This is a genomic window from Superficieibacter sp. (assembly GCF_032071645.1).
GTDB lineage: Bacteria > Pseudomonadota > Gammaproteobacteria > Enterobacterales > Enterobacteriaceae > Superficieibacter.
In genome coordinates this window covers 1-15,909 of the sequence record NZ_DAMAPU010000019.1, presented here as the reverse complement: position 1 = coordinate 15,909, position 15,909 = coordinate 1, and the positions used below count along the sequence as shown (strand labels likewise).

At 54.7% G+C, this 15,909-nt stretch carries 17 protein-coding genes; 9 read left to right on the top strand and 8 right to left on the bottom strand.

Annotated features, from left to right (window positions below):
* Positions 1-11 precede the first annotated feature (11 nt).
* From accA to tilS, 5 genes are all read left to right on the top strand, one after another.
* Positions 12-971, top strand: a complete 960-nt coding sequence (gene accA, locus RT197_RS20285; protein WP_312952992.1) for an acetyl-CoA carboxylase carboxyl transferase subunit alpha — start codon at positions 12-14, stop codon at positions 969-971.
* A gap of 186 nt (positions 972-1,157) precedes the next feature.
* Positions 1,158-2,921, top strand: coding sequence for a glycoside hydrolase family 19 protein (locus RT197_RS20280; protein ID WP_312952991.1), 1,764 nt, complete (start codon positions 1,158-1,160; stop codon positions 2,919-2,921).
* A 77-nt stretch (positions 2,922-2,998) separates the two neighbouring features.
* Positions 2,999-5,137 carry a lysine decarboxylase LdcC gene (ldcC, locus tag RT197_RS20275; RefSeq protein WP_312952990.1) on the top strand — a complete coding sequence of 713 codons (2,139 nt, stop codon included), beginning with the start codon at positions 2,999-3,001 and terminating at the stop codon, positions 5,135-5,137.
* A 58-nt stretch (positions 5,138-5,195) separates the two neighbouring features.
* On the top strand, positions 5,196-5,585 hold the full coding sequence (locus tag RT197_RS20270) for a VOC family protein (protein WP_312952989.1): 390 nt from the start codon (positions 5,196-5,198) through the stop codon (positions 5,583-5,585).
* Between the two features lie 63 nt (positions 5,586-5,648).
* Positions 5,649-6,953 carry a tRNA lysidine(34) synthetase TilS gene (gene tilS / locus RT197_RS20265; protein WP_312953041.1) on the top strand — a complete coding sequence of 435 codons (1,305 nt, stop codon included), beginning with the start codon at positions 5,649-5,651 and terminating at the stop codon, positions 6,951-6,953.
* Positions 6,954-6,982: 29 nt separating this feature from the next.
* On the opposite strand, the gene rof is transcribed toward tilS, so the two are convergent.
* Together rof and RT197_RS20255 are read right to left on the bottom strand one after the other, a co-directional pair.
* Positions 6,983-7,243 (bottom strand): Rho-binding antiterminator, encoded by a 261-nt coding sequence (gene rof, locus RT197_RS20260; RefSeq protein WP_312952988.1) that lies wholly within the window; start codon positions 7,241-7,243, stop codon positions 6,983-6,985.
* Positions 7,230-7,430, bottom strand: a complete 201-nt coding sequence (locus tag RT197_RS20255) for a YaeP family protein (protein WP_312952987.1) — start codon at positions 7,428-7,430, stop codon at positions 7,230-7,232. Before RT197_RS20255 ends, rof begins: the two co-directional genes overlap by 14 nt.
* 196 nt (positions 7,431-7,626) lie before the next feature.
* On the opposite strand from RT197_RS20255, the gene RT197_RS20250 reads away from it, so the two are divergent.
* Genes RT197_RS20250 through nlpE form a run of 3 tightly spaced genes read left to right on the top strand, consistent with a single transcriptional unit; the run spans position 7,627 to position 9,324 of the window.
* On the top strand, positions 7,627-8,172 hold the full coding sequence (locus RT197_RS20250; protein WP_312952986.1) for a YaeQ family protein: 546 nt from the start codon (positions 7,627-7,629) through the stop codon (positions 8,170-8,172).
* Positions 8,169-8,591 (top strand): alternative ribosome rescue aminoacyl-tRNA hydrolase ArfB, encoded by a 423-nt coding sequence (arfB, locus tag RT197_RS20245; protein WP_312952985.1) that lies wholly within the window; start codon positions 8,169-8,171, stop codon positions 8,589-8,591. Before RT197_RS20250 ends, arfB begins: the two co-directional genes overlap by 4 nt.
* A 34-nt stretch (positions 8,592-8,625) precedes the next feature.
* Positions 8,626-9,324, top strand: a complete 699-nt coding sequence (gene nlpE, locus RT197_RS20240) for an envelope stress response activation lipoprotein NlpE (protein ID WP_312952984.1) — start codon at positions 8,626-8,628, stop codon at positions 9,322-9,324.
* 63 nt (positions 9,325-9,387) lie between these two features.
* On the opposite strand, the gene proS is transcribed toward nlpE, so the two are convergent.
* From proS to metN, 6 genes are all read right to left on the bottom strand, one after another.
* Positions 9,388-11,106, bottom strand: a complete 1,719-nt coding sequence (proS, locus tag RT197_RS20235) for a proline--tRNA ligase (RefSeq protein WP_312952983.1) — start codon at positions 11,104-11,106, stop codon at positions 9,388-9,390.
* 110 nt (positions 11,107-11,216) lie between these two features.
* A complete protein-coding gene (gene tsaA, locus RT197_RS20230; RefSeq protein ID WP_312952982.1) occupies positions 11,217-11,924 on the bottom strand; it encodes a tRNA (N6-threonylcarbamoyladenosine(37)-N6)-methyltransferase TrmO in 708 nt (235 codons plus the stop codon).
* Positions 11,921-12,325, bottom strand: a complete 405-nt coding sequence (gene rcsF / locus RT197_RS20225; protein WP_312952981.1) for an Rcs stress response system protein RcsF — start codon at positions 12,323-12,325, stop codon at positions 11,921-11,923. The genes tsaA and rcsF overlap by 4 nt, the downstream gene beginning before the upstream one ends.
* A 107-nt stretch (positions 12,326-12,432) precedes the next feature.
* Positions 12,433-13,248 (bottom strand): methionine ABC transporter substrate-binding lipoprotein MetQ, encoded by an 816-nt coding sequence (metQ, locus tag RT197_RS20220; protein WP_312952980.1) that lies wholly within the window; start codon positions 13,246-13,248, stop codon positions 12,433-12,435.
* 38 nt (positions 13,249-13,286) lie between these two features.
* Positions 13,287-13,940 (bottom strand): methionine ABC transporter permease MetI, encoded by a 654-nt coding sequence (locus RT197_RS20215; protein WP_312952978.1) that lies wholly within the window; start codon positions 13,938-13,940, stop codon positions 13,287-13,289.
* Positions 13,933-14,964, bottom strand: coding sequence for a methionine ABC transporter ATP-binding protein MetN (metN, locus tag RT197_RS20210; RefSeq protein ID WP_312952977.1), 1,032 nt, complete (start codon positions 14,962-14,964; stop codon positions 13,933-13,935). The genes RT197_RS20215 and metN overlap by 8 nt, the downstream gene beginning before the upstream one ends.
* A 188-nt stretch (positions 14,965-15,152) precedes the next feature.
* On the opposite strand from metN, the gene gmhB reads away from it, so the two are divergent.
* A complete protein-coding gene (gene gmhB, locus RT197_RS20205; protein ID WP_312952976.1) occupies positions 15,153-15,713 on the top strand; it encodes a D-glycero-beta-D-manno-heptose 1,7-bisphosphate 7-phosphatase in 561 nt (186 codons plus the stop codon).
* The last annotated feature ends 196 nt before the right edge of the window (positions 15,714-15,909 follow it).

The window sequence follows — 15,909 nt, the reverse complement described above, 5'->3', positions numbered from 1 at the left end:
ACAGGAATACTATGAGTCTGAATTTCCTAGATTTTGAACAGCCGATTGCAGAGCTGGAAGCGAAAATCGATTCTCTGACTGCGGTTAGCCGTCAGGATGAGAAACTGGATATAAATATCGACGAAGAAGTGCATCGTCTGCGCGAAAAGAGCGTAGAGCTGACGCGGAAAATCTTTGCCGATCTCGGCGCATGGCAGGTAGCCCAACTGGCGCGACATCCACTGCGCCCCTACACCCTGGATTATGTCCGCCTGGCATTTGATGAATTCGATGAGCTGGCAGGGGATCGCGCTTACGCTGATGATAAAGCTATCGTCGGCGGCATCGCACGCCTGGATGGACGTCCGGTGATGATCATTGGTCATCAAAAAGGCCGTGAAACCAAAGAAAAAATCCGCCGTAACTTTGGGATGCCCGCACCGGAAGGCTATCGCAAAGCGCTGCGTCTGATGGAAATGGCCGAGCGTTTCAACATGCCGATCATCACCTTCATCGACACCCCTGGGGCATACCCTGGCGTGGGCGCGGAAGAGCGTGGCCAGTCAGAAGCCATTGCCCGCAACCTGCGTGAAATGTCGCGCCTGAGCGTGCCGGTTATCTGCACCGTTATCGGTGAAGGCGGCTCTGGCGGCGCGCTGGCGATTGGCGTGGGCGATAAAGTGAATATGTTGCAGTACAGCACCTATTCCGTTATCTCCCCGGAAGGCTGTGCCTCCATTCTGTGGAAAAGCGCCGATAAAGCGCCGCTGGCTGCCGACGCAATGGGCATCATTGCTCCGCGCCTGAAAGAGCTGAAGCTGATTGACTCTATCATCCCGGAACCGCTGGGCGGCGCGCACCGCAACCCGGAAGCTATCGCCGCTTCCCTGAAGGCGCAGCTGCTGGAAGATTTAGCGGATCTCGACGTGCTGGGTAAAGAAGATTTGCTCAATCGTCGTTATCACCGTCTGATGAGCTACGGTTACGCCTGATTACTTCCCTCATTTTTATCACTAAAGGCCGGATATTCCGGCCTTTTTTTATGTGATTTTTCCCCTGGAAAAAAGTGATATCGCGTTGAGAGCATATGATTAACCCGTCAGCCCCTTCTTCCCCGAAACTGTAGCTCTGCCAGGCATACGGCCAGGGCAGGCTGTGAATATATCAAGGAGAAGAAAATGGCATTGCGAAAATCTATGGCCTTAAGCGCTGTAGCAGCAGGGATCCTGCTGGGTTTATCAACCGCACACGCGGCACCTTTACTCGGTGACAGCGCGCCGGTCACTATTAAAGCCAGCGACATGGCGGCGAAAGAAAAAGAGTTAACCAGCTTTCCGCTGATGTCAGCGGTAAAATCCTCTATTGCGACCCTGGATAACGCTGAAGTTGAAAAAATTGCTGTTGGACGTGCGGCGAACCCGGACAACGTGAAGCGCGTTGAGAAAATGCTGACTGAGAAAGACTGGGATTTCCTCTTCCCGATGCGCGCCCCGGAATACACCTACCTGAACTTCCTGAAAGCGATTGGTAAATTCCCGGCTGTCTGCGGCACCTACACCGACGGTCGCGACAGCGATGCGATCTGCCGTAAAACGCTGGCAACTATGTTCGCCCACTTCGCCCAGGAAACCGGTGGCCACGAAAGCTGGCGTGACATTCCTGAATGGCGCCAGGCGCTGGTCTACCTGCGCGAAGTCGGCTGGGTGGAAGGTCAGAAAGGCGGCTATAACGGGGAATGTAACCCGGACGTATGGCAGGGACAGACCTGGCCGTGCGGTAAAGATAAAGACGGCGATTTCGTCAGCTATTTTGGTCGCGGTGCGAAGCAGCTTTCCTATAACTACAACTACGGGCCGTTCTCTGACGCGATGTACGGCGACGTTCGTCCGCTGCTGGATAAACCGGAAATCGTGGCCGATACCTGGATGAACCTGGCGAGCGCGGTCTTCTTCTTTGTTTATCCGCAGCCGCCGAAACCGTCCATGCTGCACGTCATTGACGGAACCTGGCAGCCGAACGATCGCGATAAAGCAAATGGCCTGGTGCCGGGCTTTGGCGTGACCATCCAGATCATCAACGGCGGCGTGGAATGCGGCGGCGCGGATGAAATGGCGCAGTCCCTCAACCGTATCAGCTATTACAAAGAGTTTGCTAACTATCTGAAAGTGCCTGTTCCGGCTGACGAAGTGCTGGGCTGTAAGAACATGAAGCAGTTCGACGAGGGCGGCGCGGGCGCACTGCCGATTTACTGGGAAGAAGACTGGTCATGGAGCGCGGATACCGCAGACGGTAAATCCTACTCCTGCCAGTTAGTGGGTTATCAGACGCCGTATACCGCCTTCAAACAGGGTGACTATGCGAAATGCGTCCAGCACTACTTCAAGGTTAACGTCGTGGACGACAGCGGCAACGCACAGCCGCAACCGCAGCCGACTCCCGATGACGTCCCGGCTCCGGCAGCTAATGTTGCGCCCGTCGCCCGTATTGCTGGCCCGGTGGGGGCGGTAGATGCTGGTAGCACGGTTTCTCTGAGTGCAGCAGGCTCTACCGATGCCAACGGCGACAAACTGTCTTACACCTGGATGGCACAGGATGGTCAGACCGTTTCCGGTGCGGATAAATCCGTTATCACCTTCAATGCCCCGGAAAAAGCGGAAGCTGCGCAGTACGTGGTTAACCTGAAAGTGAGCGACGGTACTCTGAGCAGCACAGCCAGCTACACCCTGAACGTGAAAGCGAAAGCGAAAGCTGATACGGATGGCGCGGTGACCTATCCTTCCTGGAACGCCACCCAGACGTGGAATGCCGGTGATATCGTCAATAACAATGGTGTACTGTACCAGTGCAAACCGCTGCCTGCGGGCGCATGGTGTAATGTTGCCTCCGCGTACTATGAGCCTGGCGCTGGCATTGCCTGGCAGGATGCGTGGAACGCGCTGTAACAGAAATAAATCCCGCCGGTGCGACGCACTGGCGGGATTGTTACTATGATTAGCTATGATTTTTTCAGGAGGAACGCGTGAATATCATAGCTATCATGGGGCCGCACGGGGTCTATTACAAAGATGAGCCGATTAAAGAACTTGAGAGTGCGCTTGAAGCGCAGGGGTTTAAATTAATCTGGCCGCAAAACAGTTCCGATCTGCTGAAGTTCATTGAGCACAACCCGCGCATTTGCGGCGTCATTTTCGACTGGGATGAGTATTCCGTTGATTTATGTAGCGAAATTAACCAACTCAATGAATACCTCCCGCTGTATGCCTTCATCAATACTCACTCCACGATGGATGTCAGCGTCCACGATATGCGCATGGCGCTGTGGTTCTTTGAGTATTCGCTTGGGGTCGCTGAAGACATCGCTACCCGCATCCGGCAATACACCGGTGAGTATCTGGATAATATCACGCCGCCATTTACCAAAGCGCTGTTCAACTATGTCAAAGAGGGCAAATACACCTTCTGTACGCCCGGGCACATGGCGGGAACGGCCTATCAAAAAAGTCCCATCGGCTGCCTGTTTTATGATTTTTTCGGCGGTAATACGCTGAAGGCAGATGTATCGATCTCCGTTACCGAGCTGGGATCGCTGCTCGATCATACCGGTCCGCATCTTGAGGCTGAAGAATATATCGCCCGCACTTTTGGTGCGGAGCAAAGCTATATGGTGACTAACGGCACCTCGACCTCCAATAAGATTGTCGGGATGTACGCCGCGCCGACCGGCAGCACGCTGCTGATCGACCGTAACTGCCATAAATCGCTGGCGCATTTGCTGATGATGAGCGACGTTGTGCCGCTGTGGCTCAAGCCGACGCGCAACGCGCTGGGCATTCTTGGCGGTATCCCACGGCGCGAGTTTACCCGTGACAGCCTGGCCGCGAAGGTCGCCGCCACGCCGCAGGCGCAGTGGCCGGTACATGCGGTGATCACAAACTCCACCTATGATGGCCTGCTGTATAACACCAACTGGATCAAGCAGACGCTGGATGTGCCGTCGATCCACTTTGACTCTGCCTGGGTGCCCTACACCCATTTTCACCCGATTTATCAGGGCAAAAGCGGGATGAGCGGCGAGCGGGTGCCGGGGAAAGTGATTTTTGAAACGCAATCGACGCATAAAATGCTGGCCGCGCTTTCGCAGGCGTCGCTGATCCACATTAAAGGTGATTACGACGAAGACACGTTTAACGAAGCTTTTATGATGCATACGTCCACCTCGCCGAGCTATCCGATTGTCGCGTCAATTGAGACGGCGGCGGCAATGCTGCGCGGCAATCCGGGCAAAAGACTGATAAACCGATCCGTCGAGCGGGCGCTGCATTTTCGTAAAGAGGTTCAGCGGCTGCGGGAGGAATCCGACGGCTGGTTCTTTGATATCTGGCAGCCGGAAGTGGTGGATGAAGCCGAATGTTGGCCGGTGGCGCCCGATGAGGACTGGCACGGCTTTAACGACGCCGATGCCGATCATATGTTTCTCGATCCGGTAAAAGTGACCATTCTGACGCCGGGGATGGATGAGCAGGGCCATATGAGCGAGGAGGGGATCCCCGCCGCGCTGGTGGCGAAATTCCTCGACGAACGCGGTGTGGTGGTGGAGAAAACCGGACCCTATAACCTGCTGTTTCTGTTCAGTATCGGCATTGATAAAACCCGGGCGATGGGATTATTGCGCGGCCTGACCGAGTTTAAGCGCGCCTACGATCTGAATTTGCGGGTGAAAAATATGCTCCCCGATCTGTATGCTGAAGATCCCGATTTCTACCGCAATATGCGCATTCAGGATCTGGCGCAGGGCATTCACCGACTGATCCGCCAGCACGATCTTTCCCGCCTGATGCTGCGTGCGTTTGACGTGCTGCCGGAGATGGTGATGACGCTGCACCAGGCGTGGCAACAGCAAATTAAAGGCGATGTGGAAACTATCGAACTGGAGAAACTGGTCGGCCGCGTTTCCGCCAATATGATCCTGCCCTATCCGCCGGGCGTGCCGCTGCTGATGCCGGGTGAAATGATCACCGAAGAAAGCCGCGCCGTACTCGACTTTTTGCTGATGCTCTGTTCTGTAGGCCGCCATTATCCCGGCTTCGAAACCGATATTCACGGCGCGAAGCGTGATGAAGATGGGGTTTACCGGGTGAGAGTCTTAAAAAGCGTGTGAGCGCTTGCACAGGTAATGTCGCGGCAGTAACGTGCTGGCATAGATTAAGGAGAAAATTATGCTGGGTTTAAAACAAGTTCATCATATTGCCATTATCGCCACCGACTATGCCAAAAGTAAGGCATTTTACTGCGATATTCTCGGTTTTACGCTCCAGGGAGAGTTCTATCGGGCAGAGCGCGATTCGTGGAAGGGCGATCTGGCGCTCAACGGCCACTATGTGATCGAACTTTTTTCGTTTCCCTTTCCGCCCGCCCGTCCCAGCCGCCCGGAAGCCTGCGGCCTGCGCCATCTGGCGTTCAGCGTGGAAGATATCGACCAGGCGGTGGCGCATCTTGAAGCCCACGGTGTAGCCTGTGAAGCGATCCGTATCGATCCTTTCACCGACAGGCGTTTTACTTTTTTCAACGATCCTGACGGCCTGCCGCTGGAGCTTTATCAGCAGTAACGCTTGCCTATTCCCCTGTTGCCCGGTAACTTTCCGGGCAACATTTTCAGAGTCAAACCGATCATGAACGCGCCTGCTATTGCTCATTCCCTTCATCCGCACCGCCAGTTTCTGATTGCCTTTAGCGGCGGTCTTGATTCCACGGTTTTGCTGCATCAGATGGTGTGCTGGCGCGCGCACTCGCCGGAAATTTCTCTGCGTGCCATTCATATTCATCACGGCATCAGCCCTTTCGCCGATGACTGGGTGGCGCACTGTCAGCAGATCTGCCAGCAGTGGCAGGTGCCGCTGGCCGTGGTGCGGGTGACGCTCCCTGATGAAGGTCTGGGAACGGAAGCACACGCCAGACAGGCGCGCTATCAGGCATTCCGCGAGGCGCTGCTGCCGGGAGAAGTGCTGCTGACGGCGCAGCATCTTGACGATCAAAGCGAAACGTTTCTGCTGGCGCTCAAGCGCGGTAGCGGTCCGGCGGGGCTGTCCGCGATGCCGCGCGTGTCGGCATTCGCCGGAACGCACTTGATCCGCCCGCTGCTGTCCGAGTCGCGTGAAACGCTCACCCGCTGGGCAGAACGCCATGCATTGCGCTGGATTGAAGACGAAAGTAATCAGGATGCGGCCTACGATCGCAATTTCCTGCGCCTGCAAGTTTTGCCGCTGCTGAACGCCCGCTGGGCGCATTTTGCGCAGGCGACGGCGCGCAGCGCGGAACTGTGCGCTGAACAGGAACAGTTGCTGGATGAATTACTTGGCGATGAGCTGCGGACGCGGATGGACGATCGGGGCGCGCTGGCGATTTTACCGCTGGTCGATAAAAGCCCGGTGTATCGTGCGGCGCTTCTGCGACGCTGGCTGGCCCACTGTGGTGCGCCGATGCCGTCGCGCGAGATGCTGACGCGGCTGTGGGATGAAGTCGCCCTGGCGCGTGAAGATGCAACGCCCTGCCTGCGAATGGGCGCATTTGAAATTCGCCGTTATCAGCAGAGATTACACTGGATCGCGCGACGACCGGGGCAGGGGGACAACGTTTTCGCCTGGCAGGATCTTCGGCAGCCGCTGCCGTTGCCGGATGGGCTGGGCCGTTTATCGCTGGTGGCCGGAGGCACGCTGCGCTTGCCACAGCCAGGCGAAGCCGTTTCGGTGCGCTTTACGGCCAGCGGGCTGGTGCATATCATTGGGCGCAATGGCGGGCGCAAGCTGAAAAAAATCTGGCAGGAACTGGGCGTGGCTCCGTGGCTGCGCGACACCACACCGCTGCTTTTTTATGGCGAAACGCTGGTGGCAGCGGCGGGCTATTTTATTACCCGCGAAGGCTGGACCGATGGTGATAATGGCGTAACGCTGGTACTTAGCAAGGAAAGCGTCGGGTAGCGCAAGGCTTACCCGACGAAGAGGAGGGATCAGGATTCGCTGACGACCACCGTTCCGATATCCGGGTGGCTGAAGCTGGTAATTTTGTCGAGACGCAGTTCACGGTTGGCACCGGACGCCTCAACAACCAGATACTCGACGTTTTTGCGCGAGACTAAATCAGCGGCTTTCGCCTTCAGGACTTCACCGTCTTTAAGTTCCAGCGTCAGTAAAAGATGATGCTGGCAGGCGAGCTCGAGATTGTCATAGTCATCGCAATTGATGGGTTGATACGTTTCATTCATTGACATAATCGCTCACCAGTAAGTTTGCGGCAGCATACGCCGCCTTTTCTCTGACCGACTCTGAAAGGGCATCATCCGCAGCCATTTCATTGAGCACTTTAAGCACGCAACCCAGCGCGTCCGGGATATACCCTAAATCTCCGCTGGCGATTTCAGCATACCGCTTGCGTATTAACTCACAATATTGTTCCACATTCCCTCCTGTCAATGCTCTGACTTCATCGTGGATGCAAGTTTAAGCCTACGAAGATAACCCCTGTTTAGCAAGGTGACTATACCATAGTCACCTAAGCAATATCAGCAGGATGAGCGCTCGCAGACGTAACTGACCGCAGCGTTTTGATCGCAATTTCGCTACAATGAGACCTAATTTGTGAAGGAGTAGTTTCATGGCGCTGAAAGCGACAATTTATAAAGCGGTGGTTAATGTGGCCGACATGGACCGTCATCAGTATCTTGATGCGACCCTGACCCTGGCCCGCCATCCCTCTGAAACGCAGGAGCGCATGATGCTGCGGCTGCTGGCGTGGATCAAATATGCCAATGAGCGATTGCAGTTTACCCGAGGGCTGAGCGCTGAAGATGAGCCGGAAGCCTGGCTGCGCAACGATCATCTGGGCATTGATTTATGGATCGAGCTGGGCCTGCCGGACGAGCGGCGGGTGAAAAAAGCCTGCTCGCAGTCCGCTGAAGTGGCGCTGTTTACCTACAACAGCCGGGCGGCTGAAATCTGGTGGCAGCAGAACCAGAGTAAGCTGGCTTCGTTCAAAAATCTCAGCATCTGGTATCTTGACGATGCACAGCTGGCGCAGCTAAGCGCGTTTGCCGCTCGCACGATGACGCTACAGGCCACGATTCAGGAAGGGGCAATCTGGCTTTCTGATGATGAGAATAATCTGGAAATCAATCTCACTGCCTGGCAGCAGCCTGCATGATTAGGATCTCCGGCAGCGTTGCTATCAGCGAAGACGAATTCACTATTACGGCGATCCGCGCCCAGGGCGCAGGCGGGCAAAACGTGAATAAAACCTCAACGGCGATCCATTTGCGTTTTGACATTCGGGCTTCAGGGCTGCCAGATTATTACAAAGAGCGTCTGCTGGCAGCCAGCCATCATCTGATCACCGATGACGGTACGATTATTATCAAATCGCAGGAGCACCGCACGCAGGAGATGAACCGGGAGGCAGCCATTGCCCGACTGGTTTCGGTGATCCAGGAGCTGACGGTGGTGCAAAAAAGCCGCCGACCGACGCGGCCTACTCGCGCCTCTAAAGAGCGTCGTCTGGCCGCGAAAGCGCAAAAATCTACGGTGAAGGCGCTACGTGGAAAACCAGGGCGCTCAGCGGATTAATCATGAGGATGACAAAAATGATAAGGAACCCGCAGTGAAAAAAGCGATAGTAGCCGCCGTGGCGGCGTGGGCGCTCGTCGCGCTCATCGGCTGTAATCACCGCACCGACGCGGAAGCGTTGCAGCCCACTCAGGTCGCAGAGCTGAAACCAATGCAGCAAAGCTGGCGCGGCGTACTGCCCTGCGCCGATTGTGAAGGGATTGAAACCTCTTTATTTCTGGAAAAAGACGGCACCTGGGTGATGAATTCGCACTATCTGGGCACGTCGCAGAAAAACGCATCTTTTGCTTCTTACGGGACGTGGGCGCGTACCGCCGATAAGCTGGTGCTGACTGATAATCAGGGCGAAAAATCTTACTTCCATGCCAAAGGTGAAGCGCTGGAAATGCTCGACCGCGACGGTAATCCCATTACCTCGCAGTTTAACTACACGCTGGAGCCTGTCTCCGCCAGCCTGCCCGTAACGCCGATGGCGATGCGCGGGATGTTTAGCAATAAGCCAGGGACTGCGACATTTACCGATTGTGCGACCGGGAAAAAGGTGGCGGTCAGCCGCAATAGTCAGCTTGAGCAGGATTATGCCCTGGCCGGAGGCACAGAGGGCAGGCCGTTACTGCTGATGGTGGAAGGGCATTTCTCGCTTAAAACCGATCCGGCGACCGGGGTGAAGGAAAAAATCCTGATGGCGGATAGTAAAGCGAAATTTGTACCGGGAAAAGGGTGTGACGATTAAATCGTGCAGGATTGAAAGGTACTGCGCCATCAGCGATAAACGCGGATGGCGCAGGCTTTTGCGTTAGCCTTTAATGGCTTTCACCAGATAGTTCACGATGTCACCGGTTTTAATCAGCTCTTTCTCACCGTTACGACGGTATTTGTATTCGATATCGTCGTTGTCGAGGTTACGGTCGCCCAGCACGATGGTGTGCGGGATACCGATCAGCTCCATATCCGCGAACATAACGCCAGGACGCTCTTTACGGTCGTCCATCAGCACTTCAATACCCTGCGCGCGCAGTTCAGCGTACAGTTTTTCCGCCAGTTCCTGCACGCGGAAGGATTTGTGCATGTTCATCGGCAGGATCGCCACCTGGAACGGCGCGATGGCGTCAGGCCACACGATACCGCGATCGTCGTTGTTCTGCTCAATAGCGGCCGCGACCACGCGCGTTACCCCGATACCGTAGCAGCCCATAGTCAGGATCTGATTACGACCATCTTCGCCCTGAACAGACGCTTTCAGCGCTTCAGAGTATTTGGTGCCGAGCTGGAAGATGTGGCCAACTTCGATACCGCGCTTGATGAGCAGCGTCCCCTGACCGTCCGGGCTGGGATCGCCCGCCACCACGTTACGGATATCGGCGACTTCCGGCGTTGCAACATCGCGATCCCAGTTAATACCGAAATAGTGTTTACCGTCGATGTTAGCGCCAGCGGCAAAATCGCTCATTACTGCCACGGTACGGTCAACGATCACCGGAATCGGCATATTGACCGGGCCAAGAGAGCCAGGACCTGCCTGCACCAGCGCGCGGATTTCTTCTTCGGTTGCGAAAGTCAGTGGGCTGGCAACCTGCGGCAGTTTTTCCGCTTTCACTTCGTTCAGCTCGTGATCGCCACGAACCAGCAGGGCAATCAGCGGGTGGCTGTTTCCTTCAACCGCTTTCACCAGCAGGGTTTTGACGGTTTTTTCAATCGGCAGATTGAATTGCTCAACCAGCTCGGCGATGGTTTTGGCGTCAGGCGTATCAACCAGCGTCATCTCCAGCGTCGCGGCAGCGCGCGGCGTTTTCGGCGCAACGGCTTCGGCGAATTCAATGTTAGCCGCAAAGTCTGAAGAGTCAGAGAAGATCACATCATCTTCACCGCTCTGCGCCAGCACCTGGAATTCATGAGAAGCGTTACCGCCGATGGAGCCGGTGTCAGCCTGTACCGCGCGGAAATCCAGCCCCATACGGCTGAAGATTTTACTGTAGGCGGCATACATCGCGTCGTAAGTTTCCTGCAATGATTCCTGCGAGGTATGGAAAGAGTAAGCGTCTTTCATCAGGAATTCACGCGAGCGCATAACGCCAAAACGCGGGCGCACTTCGTCACGAAACTTTGTCTGGATCTGGAAGAAGTTCAGCGGCAGCTGCTTGTAAGAGTTCAGCTCATTGCGGATCAGATCGGTGATCACTTCTTCGTGAGTCGGGCCGAGAACGAACGGACGCTCGCCACGGTCAACGAAACGCAGCAGTTCCGGGCCGTACTGCTCCCAACGACCGCTCTCCAGCCACAGATCGGCTGGCTGAACGACTGGCATCGACACCTCGATTGCACCGGCGTTGTTCATTTCTTCACGCACGATATTTTCGACTTTTTTCAGGACGCGCAGACCGGTCGGCAGCCAGGTATATAACCCGGAGGCCAGCTTGCGGATCATCCCGGCGCGCAGCATCAGCTGGTGGCTGATGACCTCGGCATCGGCAGGTGTCTCCTTCAGTGTGGAGAGCAGATATTGGCTAGTACGCATGTTGTTACGGTTCCAGTTGGACGATCGAACAGGCTCAACGCGAGCCTGAGACAAAAAAAGTGATTTAGTTTACCAGCGAGAAGGGGATGTCAAAAGAGAAGGGTGCGAAATTAGCGGGGTTCAAGCGCAAAGACTTCAAAACCGGCGTTCGTCACGCGCCAGCGCACGTTAAAATCGTGCAGCCAGACGGCATACGTTTTTCCTGCCTCTTCACCTTTGCGGTAGGCCGGGCGCGGATCCTGAGCTAAAACTTCGCGGATGAAGGTGCTTAACTGCGGATAACGCCCTTCCAGCGTCGCAAGTTGCTTTGCCACCTCTTCACTAAAACTGACGTTCATTTCTGCATCGGGCGCGTGTTGCGCGTAGCTGGCGGTCGCGTCCGCAAGCGATTCTGCAAACGGCAGATAGGGTTTGATATCAATGACCGGCGTTCCGTCAACCAGATCCAGACTGCCCAGTTTCAGGATGACGTTTTCTTTCTGGCAGACAATCTCTTTCAGTTCGACCAGCGACATACCCACGGGATTCGGGCGAAAGGTGGAGCGGGTCGCAAAAACGCCCATTCTGGCGTTGCCGCCAAGCCGGGGAGGACGCACGGTTGGCCGCCAGCCGCCTTCCATCGTCTGGTGGAAAACAAAAATAACCCACAGATGGCTAAATGCTTCCAGGCCGCGCACCGCGTCGGCCTGGTTGTAAGGTGCCAGCAGGTGAAGCTCGCCGGTGGCGCTTTTCACCAGACCAGGCTGGCGCGGAACGGCAAACTTTTCTTTATAAGGTGAGCGGATAACGCCTATCTGCTCAAACTGAAAAGCACTCATTTTGCCGAAACGTTAAGCGCCGAGCCGACGCAAACGGCCTGACGGTAGCAACCCGGTGTGCCGCTGGTGACTTCACAGCTATGCAGCAGTACGGCATTGGCACGCATTTTGGATGCATTGATTTGCATACGCTTGCGGGCGGTCGGGATATTTGGCGGAGAATCCTGATTGGATGCCTGGCAGGATTCGCCTGAAACTTCACCCAAATCGCGGAAAGGTTTTCCTACCAGCGCTTCCGCATCAGTATAGATTTTTACCGGCGCAGTATAAGCGGCTTTCGGTTTTGCGGGTTCCGCTTTTGGCGGGACTGCGGTGCTTTGAGTGGGTTCAACGGGAGATCTGCTTAAAATGGAGCAGCCGCTTAACGTGAGTGCGACTAAACAGATCGGTAAAGCACGCATAATATTTCCTCAATGAATAATCAGGTGGTGAGCTATTGAATCAGGTGCTTGTAAAAATGACAAGACGGGCATGAGCCCGTCCTGAATGATATTACAGAGAGAAAAGATTACCAGCCTTTAACCGCGCCGCCGTTAAAGACTTTATTGGCTTCCTGATAAACTTCATCGGACTGATACGCCTGGACAAATTTCTTCACGTTCTCCGCGTCTTTATTATCTTCACGGGTGACGATCAGGTTTACGTAGGGGGAATCTTTGTCTTCAACAAAGATGCCGTCTTTTGCCGGGGTCAGACCAATCTGGCTGGCGTAGGTGGTATTGATGACGGCCAGGGTGATTTGCGCATCGTCCAGCGATCGAGGCAACTGCGGTGCTTCCAGCTCAACCAGCTTCAGGTTTTTCGGATTTTCCGTAACGTCAAGTACGGTCGGCAGCAGGCCAACGCCGTCTTTCAGTTTGATCAGACCCTGTTTTTGCAGCAGCAGCAGGGAACGGCCGAGGTTGGTGGGATCGTTAGGAATGGCGACCTGCGAACCATTCTGCAGCTCATCCAGCGATTTGATTTTTTTCGAGTAGCCCGCGATAGGGTAAACAAACGTGTTACCCGCCGCCGCCAGTTTGTAGCCGCGATCTTTAATCTGCTGATCCAGGTACGGTTTGTGCTGGAAGGCATTGGCGTCGATATCGCCTTTGCTCAGCGCTTCGTTGGGCAGAACATAGTCATTAAACGTAACCAGTTCGACGTCCAGACCGTATTTCTCTTTCGCCACTTTCTGCGCGACTTCAGCAACCTGCTGTTCAGCGCCAACAATCACGCCGACTTTAATATGGTTCGGATCTTTTTCATCCTGGCCGCAACCGACCAGCGCCAGAGAACCGATTAACGCACCGACTGCCGCAAAGGTTTTAAACTTGAACGTCATACTTTTTCCTTAACTTAGCGTATTAGTGTTGTGTGATGCTATTTATGAGTGACGGTCCGAACGATATGATCGCCTGCGAACTGAATTAAATAAACCAGAACAACGAGTAATACCAGTACGGTATTCATTACCGTGGCGTTATACCCGATATAGCCATACTGGTAGCCAATCTGCCCAAGACCGCCAGCGCCCACCGCGCCGCCCATGGCAGAATAACCGACCAGCGTAATAAGCGTAATGGTCGCCGCGTTGACCAGCCCCGGTCGTGCTTCCGGCAGCAGCACTTTACGCACGATTTGCATTGGCGTGGCACCCATCGCGCGTGACGCCTCAATCAGCCCGGCCGGAATTTCCAGCAACGCGTTTTCCACCATCCGCGCAATAAAAGGTGCTGCGCCCACGGTTAGCGGGACAATCGCCGCCTGCAAACCGATGGAAGTGCCAACGATGACACGGGTGAAAGGGATCATCCACACCAGTAAAATAATGAATGGAATGGAGCGGAAGATGTTTACCAGCGCGGATAGCGTGCGGTAAAGCTTTGCGTTCTCAATAATCTGTCCAGGGCGCGTAACGTATAAAAGCACGCCGACCGGCAGACCAATCACAAAACCGAAGAAACCGGAAACAAATGTCATCGCCAGCGTCTCCCAGACGCCGCGTAACAGTAACCACATCATTGGCTCAGACATAACCCAGTACCTCTACTTTTACATGATGTTCCTGCAACCAGGTTATGGCGGCTTGCGTATCTTGCTGCGCGCCGTGCATTTCCGTCAGCATAATGCCGAACTTGACGCCACCGGCATAATCCATCTGCGCGCTGATAATGTTGTTGTTGACGTTAAAGCGGCGCGCGGTTTCGGAAAGCAGCGGGGCATCAACGGACTGACCGGTAAATTCCATGCGCAGCATCGGCACGCTGTCGGCGGTCGGTTCCGTTTTGAGACGCACCAGATAATCTTCCGGGATATCCAGATGTAGCGTGGACTGAATAAACTGCTGGGCCAGCGGCGTTTTCGGGTGCGAGAACACTTCGCTGACTTTATCCTGCTCAATGAGTTCGCCGTTGCTGATGACCGCCACGCAGTCACAGATGCGTTTGACGACATCCATCTCATGGGTGATCAGCAGAATGGTGAGCCCCAGACGACGGTTGATATCTTTCAGCAATTCCAGAATGGATCGCGTGGTCGCCGGGTCAAGGGCGCTGGTGGCTTCATCACACAGCAGCACCTTCGGATTACTTGCCAGCGCCCGCGCAATGGCCACGCGCTGTTTTTGTCCGCCGGAAAGGTTAGCCGGATAGCTGTCATGTTTGTCGCTCAGGCCGACTAAATCGAGCAGCTCTTTAACGCGGCGGTTAATTTCTTCACGCGGCGTTGAGTCCAGCTCCAGCGGCAGCGCCACGTTGCCAAATACGGTACGGGAGGCCAGCAGATTAAAATGCTGGAAAATCATGCCAATCTGACGGCGCGCTTTGGTCAGTGCGGCGTCTGACAGGGCCGTTAATTCCTGACCATCAACCTGCACGCTGCCTGCGGTCGGCCGCTCAAGTAAGTTTACGCAGCGGATGAGCGTACTTTTACCTGCACCGGATGCGCCAATGACGCCATAAATTTGTCCGGCAGGGATATGCAGGCTGACGTTATTCAACGCCTGGATTGTGCGGTTTCCCTGCTGGAAGACTTTGGAGATACTTGAAAGTTTTATCATTGAGTAGTGGTAATCGCTCTGGGGTTAGCCGTGGCATTTTCTTCTGCCATAGACGGACATATGCCGTCAATTTGTTGGATGTTAAGGCATCCAGACGTCTAAATCAATCGGGCTTTCTGCTTTCAGCACTTTAATGCCCGGCGAAACATGCGATACTAGCGGCACTTAACTTATTCAGGAGCAAAGCGGTGGCAAAATCCGTACCGGCTATTTTTCTCGATCGCGACGGCACGCTTAATGTCGATCACGGTTACGTCCATGAAATTGATGCGTTTGAGTTTATTGATGGCGCCATAGACGCCATGCGTGAACTTAAAGAAATGGGATACCTGCTGGTACTGGTGACTAATCAGTCTGGCATCGCACGCGGTAAGTTTACCGAAGAACAGTTTGAGACACTGACCGAATGGATGGACTGGTCGCTGGCGGACAGAGGTGTCGATCTTGATGGCATCTATTATTGCCCTCATCATCCACAGGGGAGCGTAGAAGAGTTCCGTCAGGTATGCGACTGCCGTAAGCCTCATCCGGGAATGCTGATCTCCGCGCGTGATTATCTGCACATTGATATGGCCGCTTCTTATATGGTTGGCGATAAACTGGAAGACATGCAGGCGGCAACGGCAGCAGATGTAGGAACAAAAGTGTTGGTCCGCACGGGTAAGCCAGTCACCGAAGAGGCCGAAAAAGCCGCAGATTGGGTGATTAACAGCCTTGCAGAGCTGCCAGCTGCGATCAAAAAGCGCTAAAAGCAGGCGTTATGTTCAAAAGGTGAGCGGTTGGAAGAAAAATGCATATTTCCGCTTGTCTTCCTGAGTCGACCCCCTATAATGCGCCTCCATCGACACGGCGGATGTGAATCACTTCACACAAGCAGCCGGTTCGGTTGAAGAGAAAAATCCTGAAAAACGGGGTTGACTCTGAAAGAGGAAAGCGTAATATACG